General features: G+C 50.6%; 14 protein-coding genes. 10 read left to right on the top strand and 4 right to left on the bottom strand.

The annotated features are described in order from the left end of the window. Nucleotides 1–20: 20 nt before the first annotated feature. The 3 genes from floA to GA004_RS05735 are packed head-to-tail and all read right to left on the bottom strand — an operon-like array spanning nucleotide 21 to nucleotide 3,063. Complete coding sequence (gene floA, locus GA004_RS05745) at nucleotides 21–1,067, bottom strand: flotillin-like protein FloA (RefSeq protein ID WP_283396353.1); 1,047 nt, start codon at nucleotides 1,065–1,067, stop codon at nucleotides 21–23. A gap of 26 nt (nucleotides 1,068–1,093) precedes the next feature. Next, nucleotides 1,094–1,558, bottom strand: coding sequence for an NfeD family protein (locus tag GA004_RS05740; protein ID WP_283396352.1), 465 nt, complete (start codon nucleotides 1,556–1,558; stop codon nucleotides 1,094–1,096). Then, the gene (locus GA004_RS05735; RefSeq protein WP_283396351.1) at nucleotides 1,555–3,063 is read right to left on the bottom strand and encodes an NfeD family protein; all 1,509 of its coding nucleotides are present in this window, start codon (nucleotides 3,061–3,063) and stop codon (nucleotides 1,555–1,557) included. Before GA004_RS05735 ends, GA004_RS05740 begins: the two co-directional genes overlap by 4 nt. A 202-nt stretch (nucleotides 3,064–3,265) precedes the next feature. On the opposite strand from GA004_RS05735, the gene GA004_RS05730 reads away from it, so the two are divergent. After that, nucleotides 3,266–4,183: an aldose epimerase family protein gene (locus tag GA004_RS05730; protein WP_283396350.1), complete on the top strand. Its 918-nt coding sequence runs from the start codon at nucleotides 3,266–3,268 to the stop codon at nucleotides 4,181–4,183. Between the two features lie 40 nt (nucleotides 4,184–4,223). Here GA004_RS05730 and GA004_RS05725 read toward each other — a convergent pair whose 3' ends face one another. Beyond that, nucleotides 4,224–4,517, bottom strand: coding sequence for a hypothetical protein (locus GA004_RS05725; RefSeq protein WP_283396349.1), 294 nt, complete (start codon nucleotides 4,515–4,517; stop codon nucleotides 4,224–4,226). Between the two features lie 78 nt (nucleotides 4,518–4,595). Between GA004_RS05725 and nadC the strand changes: the two genes are divergently transcribed. The 9 genes from nadC to GA004_RS05680 all read left to right on the top strand — a co-directional run bounded on the left by nadC (nucleotide 4,596) and on the right by GA004_RS05680 (nucleotide 16,187). Next, nucleotides 4,596–5,525, top strand: coding sequence for a carboxylating nicotinate-nucleotide diphosphorylase (nadC, locus tag GA004_RS05720; RefSeq protein WP_283396348.1), 930 nt, complete (start codon nucleotides 4,596–4,598; stop codon nucleotides 5,523–5,525). 97 nt (nucleotides 5,526–5,622) lie between these two features. Beyond that, nucleotides 5,623–6,606, top strand: a complete 984-nt coding sequence (locus GA004_RS05715; RefSeq protein ID WP_283396347.1) for a biotin--[acetyl-CoA-carboxylase] ligase — start codon at nucleotides 5,623–5,625, stop codon at nucleotides 6,604–6,606. After that, nucleotides 6,603–6,752 (top strand): hypothetical protein, encoded by a 150-nt coding sequence (locus GA004_RS05710; RefSeq protein WP_283396346.1) that lies wholly within the window; start codon nucleotides 6,603–6,605, stop codon nucleotides 6,750–6,752. Before GA004_RS05715 ends, GA004_RS05710 begins: the two co-directional genes overlap by 4 nt. Before the next feature lie 9 nt (nucleotides 6,753–6,761). Further along, nucleotides 6,762–7,811 (top strand): ABC transporter ATP-binding protein, encoded by a 1,050-nt coding sequence (locus tag GA004_RS05705; protein WP_283396345.1) that lies wholly within the window; start codon nucleotides 6,762–6,764, stop codon nucleotides 7,809–7,811. 1 nt (nucleotide 7,812) lies between these two features. Beyond that, the gene (locus GA004_RS05700; RefSeq protein WP_283396344.1) at nucleotides 7,813–8,574 is read left to right on the top strand and encodes an ABC transporter permease; all 762 of its coding nucleotides are present in this window, start codon (nucleotides 7,813–7,815) and stop codon (nucleotides 8,572–8,574) included. Nucleotides 8,575–8,578: 4 nt separating this feature from the next. Next, complete coding sequence (locus tag GA004_RS05695) at nucleotides 8,579–10,051, top strand: GldG family protein (protein WP_283396343.1); 1,473 nt, start codon at nucleotides 8,579–8,581, stop codon at nucleotides 10,049–10,051. Between the two features lie 7 nt (nucleotides 10,052–10,058). Continuing rightward, nucleotides 10,059–11,987 carry a DUF4340 domain-containing protein gene (locus tag GA004_RS05690; RefSeq protein WP_283396342.1) on the top strand — a complete coding sequence of 643 codons (1,929 nt, stop codon included), beginning with the start codon at nucleotides 10,059–10,061 and terminating at the stop codon, nucleotides 11,985–11,987. A 167-nt stretch (nucleotides 11,988–12,154) separates the two neighbouring features. Next, a complete protein-coding gene (locus tag GA004_RS05685; protein WP_283396341.1) occupies nucleotides 12,155–14,761 on the top strand; it encodes an AsmA-like C-terminal region-containing protein in 2,607 nt (868 codons plus the stop codon). 340 nt (nucleotides 14,762–15,101) lie between these two features. Beyond that, nucleotides 15,102–16,187, top strand: coding sequence for a ribonucleotide-diphosphate reductase subunit beta (locus tag GA004_RS05680; RefSeq protein ID WP_283396340.1), 1,086 nt, complete (start codon nucleotides 15,102–15,104; stop codon nucleotides 16,185–16,187). The last annotated feature ends 97 nt before the right edge of the window (nucleotides 16,188–16,284 follow it).

Raw genomic sequence — 16,284 nt, 5'->3', positions numbered from 1 at the left:
ACTAGGACTCTAAGAACAAATTATCGATCAGAATCCAAATCTTCCTCGCTCTTGCCAGGTTCAGCGATGGAGTCACGCATACGGGTGTCAGAATCGATGTTTTTCATCTTGTAGTAGTCCATGACCCCCAGGTTGCCACTACGGAAAGCCTCTGCCATCGCAAGAGGGACTTGTGCCTCAGCCTCAACTACCTTCGCTCTCATTTCCTGTACTCGAGCCTTCATTTCCTGCTCGACCGCGACTGCGGCAGCCCTTCGAATTTCGGCTTGGGCCTGAGCCATATTCTTATTGGCCTCCGCTTGCGCTTCTTGCAAAGACGCTCCGACATTAGCGCCGACATCGACATCCGCAATATCGATCGACAGAATCTCAAATGCAGTTCCAACATCCAGACCGCGATTAAGCACAACTTTTGATATAGAATCGGGTGACTCAAGAACCACCTTATAAGTATCCGCAGATCCAATTGTTGTTACAATACCCTCACCGACACGAGCAATAATCGTCTCTTCTTTCGCTCCACCGACGAAGCGTTCTAAATTGGTCCGCACAGTTACACGAGCTTTCGCCTTAACTTGGATACCGTCTTTGGCAACCCCATCGATCGACTTTTTCGCCCCTTCCTGGCTAGGACAGTCGATCACTTTAGGGTCCACTGAGGTTCGAACCGCTTCAACAACCGATTTGCCCGACCCTTTTGTTGCCAAATCGATGGCACAAGCACGAGACCAGTCTAAACTAATCCCAGCTTTCATCGCCGCGATAATCGCTTGCACTGTAGGAATCAAATTTCCTCCTGCTAAAAAATGGGCTTCTAAATCATCAGTCGAAAGTTCAACGCCCGCCTTGACCGCAGTTATTCGAGCGTCTACCACTAGACCGTAGGGAACTCCTCGCAATTTCATCGCGATAATATTGAGAAAACCAACCGGCGCTTTGGCTAGCATCGCCTTGAGCCACGTATTGAAAAAAGAGATGACGACGAACCCCAACACCAACAATACGAGCAGGATCGGAACAATGACGATTAATGAGAGGCCTTCGACGAAGGCAAATGAGTATGGCATATTGAATTTCATTGAGCTAAGTTTCGTTATAATTTGGATACGGTTATTCTAAAATTGTCTTTTCCAGTCACTTTGACTTCTTCGTTTTTTTCAATGAAGCCAGACTTCGAAGCCGCTTCCAGCTTTTTACCACCCAAGAGCACAAAACCGGTTGGACCCAATGCGGTGACGGTCCGCCCTGTCTGACCGACTACGTCGTCGCCGGCTTTTGAATATGTTGTAGAATCTTTAATCGATCCTGACATGAACAACTGTTTCCCCATAGGGGTTTTGGGCAGTATTTTAAATTCAAAAAAGAGTGCCAGAACTACTAATGTAATTGCTACAATGGTTGAGATAAACGCGATAAACGAGCCAAATTCAGTGTAGGAGACAGCAATCCCTCCGATCATTAAAGCCCCCCCGATTGCCCCAAGAATTCCACCGGGCAGGAAAACTTCGCTACCAATGAGGATAACGCCGGCGAGAAAGAGAAGAATGATCGTAATCATGCCTTCACCTCCTCTATAAAGTACCCAAACACGTCCGACCTTAAGATCCTAATTCGCGATCCTTTGGATACGGAACCCACTTCCACTCGAGCTTCAAAACGCTGCCCACCTATCTCGATCTCACCCGTCGGGAAAAGATCGGATACGGCAATCCCTTCCGCCCCAGCAACCGGTCGCTCGCTCTTTATCGAACCCAATCCTTGGCTCGCTCCTTCCACCGATCCCGCGAGTATCATTCGATCCCAGAAAACCGATTTCGGCAAAAAACGGGCTAAGGCCATGAACAAGACCACCGCAATCAGGATACCACCAAAAAGATTGTAAATAGGGGTCAGGAAAAGGTCGAATGTAATGTCGAAATCGGGAGTTTCCTGCGGCCACATGTCGGCCATGCTCCAAACAATGCCTCCCAACATCATGATGATTCCTGGTAATGCCAGAAAAACGACCCCTGGAAAGAAAACCAATTCTATGAAGACAAGGAGTGCCCCTATCACAAATATGATGAGACCCTCGTATCCCGAAAGCCCCGCAACATTGTGTCCAAAATTAACGAGCGCTATCAACGCGATCCCTGCGACCCCGAAAACTCCAAATCCCGGTGTTTTGAATTCCACAAGCAGGGCCAATATTCCCAAACCTAAAAGCACTGGGCTTAGAGTCATCAAATGAGCCGCAAAGCTTAAGGACCAGGTCGTTACAAAATCGTGCCTGACGATCTCTCTTCCATCCGCAATCGATTCGATGAGGGAGTCTAGATCATCATGAATTCCAGCGCCGAGGAGAGGCCGTGGCGGGTCTCCATAATTTTCATGGGCTCTACGAGCATTCAAATTCAAAAGCTTGCCTTCCTTCGAAAGGGTCTCCCCATCGATGACCAGCTCCACATCGGGATCAATCATCGCCTCCAGAACTTGGCTACGGTAACGATACTCGCCGATATAAGCGTCCACTTTCGAGGTTAGAAAGGCATTAATTTTTCGCTTCATCGAGTCGTCCACGTCCTGACCCGAACCCGTCACTACTTCCGAGCTCCCCATCGTCGCTCTTGGGGTAAAGTAAATGTCCCGAGTTACCGAGGCGATGATCGCGCCTGCCGAAATCGCCTCCTCATTTATGAAAGTAGCCGTTCCCCCCTCAAAACGGTCGATCGTTTTCATGATATCCAGCGTCGCACCCAGCTCCCCACCTGGAGTATCCATTTCCAAAATCACCAGAGACGCATTTTTTTCAATGGCATCTTTGATTCCAGACCGAATGGCAAAAAGCGTGGGTTGACCGATCGCGTCTCTGACCGGAATTACATAAACGGAAAGCGTCTTCTCTGGATTAATGGGGACAGCTAGAGCTGGATCGCTCTGAACCAGCCTTTCGGAGGGATTTTCCGTTACCGTCTCGGGCTGTGAAGATTCTTCCGCTAAGGACGAATCTTCCGTTTGGGCAAGCAAGCCGAAGCTAGCAAAATAGATCGCTGATATAGATATGAATGCATAACGGAACTTCATTTCAGGAGTGTAGGCAATTTTGTCTGACTCATTATCAAAAAGCAAGGATAGGCGGTTAAGAGTACAACGATCCAAACGCTTGCATGACTGATATTGGTTGCAACAAATTCCAGATTTCCCATCGGCTGATCCAAATATATGACCGAAACGACAATTTCGTTTCGCATTCCTGGCCGAATCGGTTTTTAAACACGCTTCGCAAATGGAGGAAATCGACTACTTAGGATCAAGCATTCGAAGGTGGCAGGTGGGGGCATCGACCTTCTTAACCTGGCCCGAGGCGGGGGCACGTCTCATGAATTGGAACATCACCTATCCGGATGGTACCTTCCGTGATATCATCACTTGGCCGGAACTCTCAGATGAGCGTGAAGTAGTGAAAGCTCGTGGGGGAAACCCGATCTTGTTTCCCTTCTCCGCCCGCACCTTCCACCAGGGCGAGATCAACTTCTGGGAAGACTCAGAGGGAACCAAGCGACCGATGCCGATGCATGGAATTGCACGGCAAGGCCAATTTGAACTCACCCGAATAGACGAGACGGGATTCGCCGCTCATTTTCTGCCCGATCAAAATGCGTTGGACGTGTATCCCTACGACTACGATTTCGAAGTTGTCTACCGCTTCGAAGAGAAGGCGTTAACCGTTGAGCTTCGACTGCGCAATAATGACAAGATCCCCATCCCCTGGTCTGCCGGGCATCATTTCTACTTCAATCTACCCTGGACCGATGGTGCTTCCCGCAAGAGCTACCAGATCGAAATTCCTGCCGGCAAAGCCTGTCGGCATGCGGCGGACGGAAGCCTCTTCCCCGTCACGGGCAATAAGCAGGTCGAATCTCTAGCCAATCCAGAACTCGTCGACCGCATTCATTACGGTCTAACCAGCCCGAAGATCCTTTGCAAATGTCTGGACGATCATTCCAAGATCGAAATCGAAATCGGCACGGATGAGAAACCGGATCCTGAGTACGCCGTCGTGACCTGGACTCAATCCGACACCGCTCGCTTCTACTGTATCGAGCCCTGGATGGGGCCGCCTAACAGCCCGGAAACCAAGATTGGTCTTCACACGGTCAGTCCTGGAAAAACCGAGGCCTTTTCGGTTACCGTTAGAATTTAGTCGCTGGTCTTCATTTTGATAGGTAAGCTGTAAACCAAGACTACCGATTCAACAACGCTGCCACAATCGATTCCCATTCTTCCGACAGTGACCCCTCGAAACGAGACTGGCTGGCCCGACTGTACCAATACGATGCATTGGGCAGGTCTCCTTCCACTCGATGCAAATAGGCGTGCACCCAATCGCCATCCCCATTGCCAGCGCTCTGGCAAAGCACATGCGCTTTCTCCCAATCCCCTTTGGCATCGTACCAAAGCGCCTTTAGGACGTCATTTAGTTCGGAATCCGGCCGATCCGCGGTCTCCACACTGGCTTTAAAATCATCAGCTGTCATGGTTCAAGAGAAGGATGCTCGCTCCCGAGCGATTTTATACTTTATGTTAGGGCATTCGAATCAGATAACCCTGATCCAGTGACTAGAAATACAAAAGAGATCCTCCGATCGTGTTGCCAGCAAATACGCTGGGACGCGCTCGATCTAAAACCCATTAAGGAACTCATTGCTCTCGCCATCGAGGAGGACACACTCTGTTCCGGCCTCATCGACAAGCCAAAGATTACCGGGGACCTTTCGAGTTGCCTGGTACCAGAAGACCACGAAGTCACCGCCACATTTCATGCCCGGCAGCCCCTGACTCTCTGTGGTATCGAGCTCGCCCAGCTAACAGCTGCTTTCAGTCCTCAATTGTCTCTCACAGCCCTGGCCGACGATGGCGCCACCCTAGCTGCTGGGGATCCGATCGCCACTCTTCGCGGTCCCACTCGCTCCGCCCTCACCGCGGAGAGGACGCTTCTCAATTTTCTTCAACACCTTAGCGGGATCGCAACAAACACGCGAACCTACGTCGATGCCCTTAGCGGTTCTCGCACTCGGATTCTCGACACCCGCAAGACGACACCGGGATACCGCTATCTGGAAAAATACGCCGTGGCCTGCGGCGGCGGCTGGAACCATCGTATGGGACTCTTCGATCGGGTCATGCTCAAGGACAATCATCTAGCGGCATTCGGTGACGATCTCATGGGAGCAACGGCTAAAGCGGTGGCCCAATCTCGACGGACGAATCCGGGTGTGCTTGTCGAAATGGAGGTGGATCGTCTCGAACAGATTTCCGCAGCTCTCAAAGCAGAGGTAGATATCATTCTGTTGGATAATTTCTCTGTACCAGACCTGAGGAAAGCGAAAGAGCTGATTGGCGATCAGTCCGTCACCGAGATTAGCGGTAACGTCACTTTGGATACCCTTCAAGACTTAACGCCTCTCGGCTGCGATTTCATATCGACAGGAGCATTGGTTCACAAGAGTGTGTGGGTCGATATTGGATTAGATTGGAATGAATGAACCGATAGACCCAAGTTCCTTCAACCTCCCCAATCGTCATCAGATACTTAATACTCGGCCTCATGCTGTCTAATTTATCCCCAAACCAAGGAATCAGATGTTGACGAAAGAGGTCATGATACTACGCGAACTTCTGGAAGCAAAAAAAGAATTCGTATCCGGAAACCATATTGCCGAACGCCTGGGAATTTCCCGAGTAGCCATATGGTCACACATGGAAAAACTACGATCCCAGGGCTTTGATTTTGAAGCCGTTCGCAGTAAAGGCTACCGACTAACCCTCCGCCCCGACTCGCTGAACGAAGCATTGATACGGGCTTTGCTTCCCCGGGCCGCCAAAGATTTAAATGTCGTAGTACGCGACCGTATCGACAGCACCAATTCGGAGGCCGAGCGTCTTCTGGCAAATGGCCAAGAAGCACCTGTCCTCGTCCTCGCTCGCGAACAAACCGAGGGCCGCGGCCGTCTAGGGCGGCGATGGCACAGTTCTGACAATGGGAACCTGTACGCCAGTTTCGCTTTTCGCCCTGAGGTCTCCCCAGCGAGGTTATCGACATTCACTCTTTGGATGGGAGTAAACATTTGCGAATGCATCAATTCCTTCTTCAGAATTGAGAGCAACATCAAGTGGCCCAACGACATCCACATCGAAGGACGCAAAGTCGCCGGAATTTTGACGGAAGCCCGTATGGATGCGGATCAAACCCGCGACGTTGTTCTCGGAATCGGCCTCAACGTAAACGGGGACACAAACGACTGGCCTGAAGACCTGAAAGTGATCGCAACGTCCATCCGGCAGGAAACCGGGTCCGCTCAAGATATAAATCGCTTTACCGCGGCTCTCGCCGGTCGGATTGAGCTCGCATACGAACAATTTGTTTCCGATTCGCACAGAGCCGCATTGAAGGAAAAGTGGAACGCCTATGATGCTTTGCAGGGCCGTGAGGTCAGCCTCCTGCAAGGGAAAGACAAGATCACTGGAATCGCTCGCGGAATTGACGTCCATGGAGCGCTCGTTTTGGAACGGGTGGATGGGTCTAAGCTCCTCATACGAGCGGGAGAGGTTACGATCGAAAAATGAACGTTATTCGAAAAGTCGAGGTCAAAGCTAAAGTGGGTCAACATTTCGGTCATCCCGCTTCCCTCTTTCAACGAATACATATTGGGATTGCGGCCATTCGGAAGCCTCTCATTGTTTCTTGGATCGTTGAGATCAAAATAAGTTAGCCCTAGGAAGTGGACCAGACGGAATATACAATAGAAGTCGAAAACCTGTGCAAACGTTTCGGTAAGCTCGAAGCCGTAGCTGGAATTTCCTTCAAGGTTGAGAAGGGCCAGATTTTCGGATTTCTAGGGCCCAATGGAGCCGGTAAAAGTACCACAATGCGTATCTTAACTGGTTACACGCGAGCTACTTCTGGGATAGCAAGAATATGCGGGTTCCCGGTTGCTTCAGAGCCTCACGAGATCAAGCGACGCGTTGGCTATATGCCGGAGAATAATCCACTGCCGCTCGAGCTCCGGGTGCGCGAATACCTTAAATGGAGAGCCCGACTTAAGGAGCTGCCTTTGCGCCACCGCAGCAAACGCGTCGATGAAGTCATGGAACGGTGCGACCTCACAAGGGCTCGCGACCGCATAATCGGAAAACTCTCAAAAGGTTTCCGCCAAAGAGTGGGCATCGCCGACGCCATACTAGCCCATCCGGAGGTTATCATAATGGATGAGCCAACGATTGGGCTGGACCCCCATCAAGTCATAATGATTCGCGATCTTATCGCGAGCCTGCGGGGAAAGATGAGTGTCATCATTTCCAGTCACATCCTCCCGGAAATCGAGATGACCTGCGACCAAGTCATAATCATCAACGGCGGAAAGATCGTCGGCAAGGGCACGCCCAACGAGCTTCGGGAAACCTTCATCGACTCCACGATCTACGAGCTAGAGATCAATGGAGATCTGGGAGATCTTCTGAAGTCGCTAAAAAATGTAGCTTCCAATCTTGAAGTCGCCCAGTACACCGAAGCCGATGAGCGGGGTTTTTCCAGGGTGGCCATCCGCATTCCAGGCCGACACGACTATGGGGAAAAGCTCTTTAGTTGCTTGTCAGACAATCCCCTGATTCGAACAAGGTCCCTGAGAATGCGGGAAGCTCCTCTCGAAGATGTCTTCCTTGCTGCCACACGCCGCAGTTGGGAAACCCTAGATACAGATCTTACTAAGAAACCGGAGAGCATCGTTTCGGGAACCGAAGAAAAAGAGGTTTCGACAGCGGGGCAGCAATAGAATGAGACATTTCATTACGCTACTCCGAAACGAGATTTGGAAGCTCCTGATAAGTCCGAGCACCTACATCGCCGCATTTCTATTCCTGCTCGTCATGGGATTTCTGTTTCAGCTGATTCTCCTCGAATATGCAAGCGACCCCAAAGAGGAAAATCCATCCATCACCTTTTTCCGGCTCTTTTTCCTTCCCGTTTTCTTTATGGTACCCCTCCTCACGATGAAGAGTGTCGCCGAGGAAAGAGCGACCGGAACGATCGAGACACTCATGACGACCCCGGTCACCGCAACGGAAGTCATTCTCTCGAAATTCTGCGCTGGATACCTGTACTACTCCCTACTTTGGATGTTCACGGGGAGCTTTCACATTCTGTTTTATTCATTCGTCCAGGAAGACTCCTTGTTTGACCCGTATCCAATTGTCGGCGGCTACGCTTACGTTGCCATCAGTGGGGGGCTGTTTCTCAGTCTGGGGATATTCGCCAGCGCATTGACTCGAAGCCAGCTCATTGCCGGCATTGTCAGCTTTTCACTTGTTTTCGGATTCATTGTTGTCGGCAGCTTTCTCGATGAGATGGCTCTGCCTTGGATTGACCAGCCTCGATGGGTAGAGATTCTGGCCAACCACACCGACGTCCTTCAACATATGAGGGACTTTTCATCTGGAATCATCGACACTAGGGCTATCGTTCTCTATGCAAGCTGCTCATTGGCCTTTTTATTTTTGAGCATTATCATCCTAGAATACCGGGAGGGAGGTTGCTAGCTGTATGAGCTTGATCGAATCCTATCAGTCCAACCGAATCGTCGATACGTTTCACACGATCGCCCAGTTCATATTGGTCTTTCTCATTCTCGCGGCAGTCAACGCCATTGCCATGCGTTCCTACAAGCGAATCGATACCACGATCGGTCGCACCTACACCCTTTCAGCCCAAACCGTTGCCTATCTTCATCAGCTCGAACAGCCGATTCAGATTATCGTAACGCTTTCAGACCAAAATGTAGATCTGGGCATTAGAGACATCTATTACGACGTCAAATCCTTGCTTAGCGAATACGAATATGAAACGCGAAACCAAGGCGAGAACCGCGTTAGCGTTGAATACGTAGACATCTACCAACAAACGAGACGAACTAAAGAGCTCAACATTAGCGAGGATAACGCGATTATCTTTAGAACTCCGGGTTTAGAGACGCCTAAGTCGATTCAAATTGACGAGCTCTACCGCCTTGAAAATGGCGAGCTAAGAGAGTTTCTAGGTGAAAACATCTTCACTCGCGCGATACTGGAAATATCCCAAAAGGAGATTCCGGTCATTTATTTCACCACTGGACACGGAGAACTCAACCCAAACGACTTCTCGCCCTCACAGGGAATTTCCAAATTGATGGACGAGCTGAAAAGTCGAAACTTGAGAACCGCTACCCTGGATTTTTCGGCGAACAGAGAGATTCCCAAAGACGCGGCGCTAGTAGTTATTCCCGCTCCGAAAACGAGGATTCTTCCTCGAGAGCAAGAATTGCTGAAGAGTTTTCTGCGAAAAGAGTCCGGCCGCGTATTGATATTACTAGAGCCGGATGCAGATCATGGACTAGACGATCTGCTTTTTGAATGGGGGCTTCTGACCGACAAAGCGCTGGCCATCGAAGCCAGCCGAAGCAGCCTCATCGACGGCGGTGACCTCATGGTCCGACGATTCGCGACTCACCCCATAACAGACAAACTGCTGAAATTGAACATGTCCATAATTACAGATCGGGCTCGCGTCGTTCGCGAAGATCCTGGAAGACCGATCGACGAATCTCTAATTATAAAAGAGCTGATGGCTACTTCGGACAACAGTTGGGGCGAAAAGAACTACGCCGTCGAAGGCTTCCCCCAGTTCGACCCAGCCGTCGACTTAAAAGGTCCCGTCCGAGTAGCAGCGGTCTCAGAGAAAAAGGTCGATTCCTCTCTAGGCATCAGCATTCCCGGAGGGCGGCTTATTGTCATTGGCACCTCAAGTTTCATCGCGAATAATCGCATCCAAGCTTCAGGAAATCTCTTTCTCGCCCTCAACGCGATCAACTATGCCATCGACCGAGTCGCTCAGCTCAACATTCCTCCAAGGCCGATAAAAAAGGTAAAACTGGACCTGAGCATGGAACAACTCATGCTTTCTCGATATTTCATATGGCTGGGCCCACCTCTTCTCGTCGGTTTCTTGGGAATTCTCATGTATTTAGCCAGAAGGCAGTAACGCCACCATGCGACTAAAAATCACACTCACGCTTCTCATAATTCTCCTGGGTCTTCTGACCTACATATTCTACATTGACCCATGGAGTTCCCGTTTACAATTGGAGGGTGAGGATGACAATGCCCTCGCCTCCCTAGCGGTGGACATCGACTATCTGCGAATCTACGACAATGCGAAGAATAGAGCCCTTACGTTGGAGAAATCGGAAAACGACTGGATGCTAACCGAGCCTTTCCTCTGGGCGGCAAACACCTTTGCAGTAGAGCGAATTCTCACACAACTTCAATTTCTGGATACCAAGGTCACCTTCGCCGCAGACCGCATCGGCCAGACCGGATCCAGCCTGGCGGAATATGGCCTCGCTCCACCTAGCCTTACGCTTGAATTCGGCAGCAACGGGGGCCGCTACTCCATTGGGATCGGAAAAGCTACGGATTTAGGAAACCATCTCTACCTACTCTCATTCGATAAAACCAAAATCCACGTGGTGGATCGCAGCCTGCTAGACAGCCTTTCCATCGACATTGAGAGCCTGCGCAATCCTCGAATCTTTCGCAGCAACATATTTGAAGTAGATTCGTGGAATCTGCAATTGCAGGACAATCTACGAACCCGAGTCACAAAGAACGAAAACATCTGGACGATCGAAACGCCTATCAATACTCGAGCGGACTCTATCGAGGTAAACACTCTTCTAGGAAAACTGCTCGAGTTGAAAAGTCTTCGCGTACTGCAACCCACCCCGGCAGACCTCAGGCTATACGGGTTGCAGCAGCCGTCCTTGCGAATCGCCATCGAGTCGGACCAGAGTCGTGAGGCTCTGGAAGTTGGAAACCCCATAAGTCCAACCGATCCCCTCATACGCTACGGCAAACTCGAAAATCGCAATACGGTTTTTGAAATTGAATTAGACTATTTGCCTGAACTAGAGAAAGCACAGACCAATCTGCGGGACAGACGTATCTTTGAGATCGATACGGCTTATGCCACATCCGTTTCTTTTGAAAAGGGTGGATCTGAATCCTTTTCACTCCAGAAGTTGGAAACGGACGAATGGGAAATTCTCATCCCCGACGAGGAACAAGGATTCATACGGGAAAAGGGCTCGAACGAAGCGGTCAAAGACGCCCTCGATTGGCTCAATAAAGTAAAAGCCATCGCCTCGCCAATCTCATCAGGCTTTGTTCACGACGCTCCCACTGCCGCCGACCTGGAAACCTATGGACTCGAAGTTCCTGAGTATTCGATCCGTATTGCGTCGGGAAGATTGAGGGACCGCACGGAAGAGCCCAAGCCCCCAAAAGTGGAGACGCTTCTCTTCGGCGATCTTCACAGCGGAGACCGCACATTGAGGTACGTCAAACTTGCCGAATCAGATTTCGTCTACCTCGTTTCAAACGATATTTTGGAAATGGTCCCTGACGTATTGTTCCAATATCAAAGCCGTCGCTTGTATCAAATCCCCGGTGACGCGACAATTAACAAATTGTCGATCACTCGCCTTTCCAACGAGGAGACCTTGCTGGACACATCCATCGAGGACAGTAACTTACCCCTCGAACTGGTCGATTCGCTTACCCCTCTAGAGGTGAAGTCCTATCTATTCGATCAATACACTTCTAACGTATCCATCGCGGGAAAACGGCAAAGTTGGGCCTACTTGATGAACGTCACTTTCCAGTGGGCGAGCGCTGACACAGGACACTCGAAAAGCGTCGAACTCTACGTTTCAGAATTGACGGGAGGACCACTTCTCCTTGGTGGCTCGATCGATAGAAACTCGGTTTTTGAGTTTCGGCAGCCATTTATCGACGCTTTTAGCTCGGTAGTTTTCGATCGTATTAAGCGCCCCGTTCCCGAAGAGCCCTTCGATTCTGATCTGCCTCTCCCACCTGCAGGGGAAGAACCCGCTAGTCCCGATACCGAGCAGCAATAGAGGAGGACGCATTGCAAACCGAGGGGAAATCAAAGGGAGAGTTCGCTTGGCGAAGCACCTGTCTGGTCTGCAAGGTCACTCTCGACTGTCTTTATACTGTAGGAGTGGGCCTTCTCGCTCTCATCGTTTGCCTCGTCGCTTATTCAATCACCATCGACGAGGCCCCCATGCCCGAATCTCTTGTCCGGTTGCTGGAGAAAGAGCTCAAAGCACAAGGCGCTACGATGAGTATGTCAGGTATTCGCATCCAGCCCAATGGTCGCATCACGATTGATAATCCGAAGATCTATTCTACTGATTTACAGTCTGAAATCGCTAATGCCGACCGCATCAGCCTGAAAGTTAACCGTGCTTTGCTGCTATTTGGAAGAGCTCAAATAACCGAGCTGAATGTCATAAACGGGTCGTTAATCATCCCGGCCCTTCTTTCAAAGTCCGGAGTTCCCGAACCACAGGTCGATCAGATTGACCTCAGAGCTAAAAACCAACGCGAGGGCTGGGTGATTCACCAATCCAAATTCCAATTCGGAAATGCCCGAGCAATTATCAGCGGTATCATTGATCCTACCGACTTGACGTTGGAGGAGGTTCCAGAACAGCCCCTGCCCCTCAGCCAACGCCTTATAACCTTTCACAACAAGGCATTGGAGATCAAGGACTTACTCTCTCAGATCGAAGGGCTCGAAGCGAGAATCCGTTTTGATGCGTCTCGCCAGGGTCCGAAGTCGGCTACCGCTGTCATCACCGCAATTGGCGGGAAATGGCAGAACAAGGCTACAGCGGACGAAGTTCTCGTTGAGATTCAAGCCTCACTGGGTGGTGACGCTTCGCTATCGGCCCATGTCGGCTCAATCAACGCTCCACAAAACACGTTCGCCAAAGACCTCAAATTGTCTGCGGCTTGGCCCCAAATTCCGACCACTGAAAATTTGCAGCCAAGCCACGTCCACCTAACGATTGGCTCGGGTGGCCAGGAATCAAATTTCGCGTCGAATCTTTACTTTAATTTTCATCCCCTCGATCCCGAGAACTGGCGGACGAATGGATACTTTCAAATCGCTGACTCATCCTGGAAAGTCAATTCAGTCGCCAACCCAAAGAACAAGACCGCCTCTGTAGATCTGATGGGTTCTCCCACACAAGGACTGGTCGAACTGGTCATCAATCTGGCGAAGCAGGTGGCTCCGAAGATGGGTAAGCTCCCCCTTGAGAGAATGGCTCGTGTCATAGATCCTCCCGACCTGCACATTTCTGCTGAATTCGAGGGAGCACTCAAACCCAAGTCCGTGGACGCCACACTCGAGGCAAACCGTCTAACCTCACTGGACGCTCCTTTTGATCGCGTTATCGCTCAAGCGAATCTTCGCGGCAACCAGGTCGAAGTCCCCAATCTCTGGCTACGCAGCGGCAAGCAAAGTGGACGCCTTTCGGTATTGCTTGATTTGGAAACCATGCACCGACGTCTTTTAATAGACGGCTTGTTCAACCCCAACACCGTCAATGGCTGGATTCCTGACCCTTGGTGGACGGAGCTTTGGTCTAACTTTCGTTTCCCGGAGGAGGGTTTCTATTGCTTGATGGACTCCAGCCAAATCATCAAACGACCTGAAACTCTTCGGTTGACCGGGTACGGTACCTGCAAAGAACTGGATATCCGGGGTCACCCAATGGAGGAGATCGAAACCCACATGTTCATCCTTCAGCGCTACATCGATCTCTACAATCTAGCACTAACCCGAAAGGAGGGCTCGATCAAAGGAGATGGCCAGTTTTCCATCGGCCAAGACCCTCGCGACGGCATTTATAAAATGACCGCTCTTTGGCTCGATGCCGAATCGACGATCGACCTGAGCATCGGCCCTGACCTCATCTATGAAGTGCGAGAAAACGTTGAAGAGATACTGGAGCCCTACGGATACAGCGTTCCGCCAAAGGTCGACGCCCGCTCAGCCAGCGTCATGCACAAGAATCGCTTCACCTATGACGTCGATCTGCAAATCGATACGGACGAAGCCTTCAACTACTACGACTACCCACTCGATTCGCTCAGCGCAACCGTCAGCGTTGGCAATGACCGAGCGGACATTCCCGCCGTCAAGGCTCGCTTGGCAGGCGGGATCGTTGATGCCAACGCCACCGTTCGAAACGAAAATATCGCTTTGAGCGTTACGCTCAGCGACGCCCGCTTCGGAGACACGCTCAAAGCGTCTGCCGAGTACTTTCGTGCCAGTGATCCAGAAAGCTCCGCCCATGGAATCACAGCGGAGGAACTTTCCGCCTATGGTGGCACGACGAGCCTGCACTTCACTGGCAAAGGAGTCGTTGGAGACTCGCTCTCCTATGATGGCGAAGGGACGTATCAAATTTCTGGGGCCAACCTTACGGATCTCCCGCTTTTAGGCGGGATTTCTCGGGCCCTAGATAGCGCGGGAATCCCGATCGCTACTCTCAAGTTCAATGGAGCAGAGGGAGAATTTGCCGTACAGAAGCGCTATGTGGAATTTCCCGAACTCATTCTGGTAGGCCCCATCGCTCAAATTAAGAGCAGCGGGAAGTACGACCTTGGGGAAGACGAGCTCGACTTCAAAGCCCAGCTTCAGCCGTTCCGCTCCATTCCTCTAGTCCAAGTACCCCTCCGGCTTCTCGATGTCTTTACGGGCATTTTCGAAGTCCGCCTGACCGGTCCCATTTCCGATCCGAAAAAGAGCGTTTTTCGCGAGGCTCCTAAGCGCGAAGAAGGGGTTTCAACGGAAAACGAAAACGTATCCGGATAGCCCCTCTCTGCTCGCAAAAAATTGCGCAATTTTTTTAGGAGTTCCCTCATTTTCAGACAAGCTATTGTAGATGAGCTTGTTAGCGATAGCGACCCCCTGCTTTAAAGGAAAATTCGTTAGAAAAAACGATACAAACTCGTTGACGTCGCAAAAAGTATCACAATATCTTGGGGTCTTTAATTAAGAGGCCACACCATCTAGTGGTTAGCAAGAGGTGGATAACTTAAAATAACTTACATTCGCCACTCCTCAATGATTGTGGTCCTTTTTGCTCCCTTTCAGTAGTTTCAAGTCAATCCCATACCGCTAATTAACACTTCATCTACCATAAATTCCTCTCATGGATAAAACGTACACAGTCGGCAATAAAACCTTCTTACTAGACCAGGAAAAAGCAGAAAGAGCATTCGCGGAAAAGCGTGTCATCAATGGCCGCCAATCGATGTGTTTTAATCTCCTCCCGCTTAAGTACCACTGGGCTTACGACTTGTACAAAACGATGAAGGCGAACCACTGGGAACCGGAGGACATCATCATGAACCGCGACATCGAGCAATGGAAGGACAACTCCGTCGTTTCCGATATCGAGCGCTGGATCATTATGATGGGCGTGGGCTACTTTTCCGCTGCCGAAGGCATTGTAGGGGATAACGTTATACACGTTGTCCGCGAACACGTGACCGCTCCTGAGCTCAAGCTCGTCCTCGGCCGCCATAGTCACGAAGAGAACATCCATGCGGACTCGCTGCTTTACATGATCAGTTCGTTGGGCATCAACCCGCACGAGTGCGAGGCGATGTTCGAAGACATCGAGACCATCGTAAATAAGAACGAGTTTGTCACCCGTACGTCGCACGGACTGCGTCGGGACATGGATCTCAACGAGCCTCGCAACAAGCAGATTTTTGCCAAGAACCTTTTCGTCTTCGGACAATGTATGGAAGGTACCCAGTTCTACGGAATGTTCGGGATGATACTTTCTCTGTACCGGCAAAACAAATTCCGGGGTATCGGCGAGATGTTCCGCTACACGCTGCGCGACGAGTCCAACCACATCGAGCTGTTCCGCAACCTCTTCATGGAACTCGTAGACGAGAATCCGGAGATCTGGACCAAAGAGTTCCAGCAAGAACTGCGCGACACCATGGCGGAAGCGGTCACCTTGGAAAAAGATTTTATTAGCGATTGCCTGCCCATGGACTCCATCGGCTTGCGCAAAGAAGATTTCCTCCAGTACATCGACTACATTGCGGACCGGCGACTCGAAGGAGTTGGCCTCGAGCCGCTCATTGGTGATGTCCAAAACCCATTGCCTTGGCTAGCGGAAATGATGGACATTAAGAAGGAGCAAAACTTCTTCGAAGGACGCGTTACGGAATATCAGAAGGCGTCCTCTCTCGATCTCGATAGCGACGACGACCTCTAGTCCGAGTCCTTTTGTAATAACATACAAGGTTCTTTGATCTTATTGTCTTTGAGTCACTCGATCTAAACGCAATCACCATTCCTATTCCCGTTCCCAC

Origin of the sequence: Candidatus Pelagisphaera phototrophica (assembly GCF_014529625.1) — a bacterium.
In the GTDB taxonomy this organism is placed as follows: Bacteria; Verrucomicrobiota; Verrucomicrobiia; order Opitutales; family Opitutaceae; genus Pelagisphaera; species Pelagisphaera phototrophica.
The sequence above is the reverse complement of the archived record's forward strand: the minus strand, read 5'-3'. Positions and strand labels throughout refer to the sequence as shown.